An 851-nucleotide genomic window follows, 5' to 3' on the forward strand; every position below is an offset into this window, starting at 1 on the left:
GCTGCTCGGTCTGCTGCTGCTTGGCACCCAAGCCGCTGTTTACGTCCTTTTTCATCAGTATGTGATGAATCCAGCCGCCGAACGATTTGCCGAGTTTCTGCTGCAAACCGACCACGCCCTGATCAGTAGCGGGGCACAATATGCCCCCAACGGAAACCTGCAATGGCGACCGGCCAGTGCCAGCCCGGGCAAAATTCCAGATAAGTATTTCATGGATAAAACCGCTCACTATGTCCAGCAGCAGGTACCTGGGGCCAGACTCCGCGTAGGCTTGGATGAGGGTACTACAACCTGGATGTGGATACGCGGCGGTCCTCACCAGCCCTGGCTGGGTATGCCGGTATCTCCCATGAACTTTGGTGGGCAGGGATTCATGTTCATGCGCCTCGGAGTCATTGCGTTGGTGACTTTGCTGGGAGCCTGGCTGATTGTCCGCCAGATTAATCGGCCCCTGGCCCGCCTGGCCGCTGAAGCTCCACGCATTGGCCTGGGTGACACCCCCGACACCCTGCAGCCCATCGGTGGTCCCCTGGAAGTACAGCACCTGACTCAGGCCATTACGGGTATGGCCAATGATCTGCATCGCCTTCACGAAGAGCGCACCCTGCTGCTCACGGGCATTTCCCACGAGCTTCGGACGCCGCTGTCCCGATTGCTTTTGACCCTGCACCTGCCCGATTCAGATTTTCTGGAACAAAAATCCGCCATGTGTGTGGATGTTAACGAGATGGACGAAACCATCGACAAGTTCCTGACTCTCGTCCGCAGCGGGGATCAGGAAAAAGCTGTTGTCGTCAACGTGCGGGACTGGCTGGAGGAAATGCAGGGAATTGCCAGGGAACGTTATGGAC

Annotated in this window: 1 protein-coding gene; it reads left to right on the forward strand. The window is 57.5% G+C overall.

All coding sequences use genetic code 11. From position 1 onward, the window contains the following. Nucleotide 1: 1 nt before the first annotated feature. On the forward strand, nucleotides 2-851 hold an 850-nt coding region (locus HJG40_RS14535; RefSeq protein WP_226857489.1), incomplete at its 3' end, for a histidine kinase dimerization/phospho-acceptor domain-containing protein.

This window comes from Acidithiobacillus concretivorus (assembly GCF_018853445.1).
In the GTDB taxonomy this organism is placed as follows: domain Bacteria; phylum Pseudomonadota; class Gammaproteobacteria; order Acidithiobacillales; family Acidithiobacillaceae; genus Acidithiobacillus; species Acidithiobacillus concretivorus.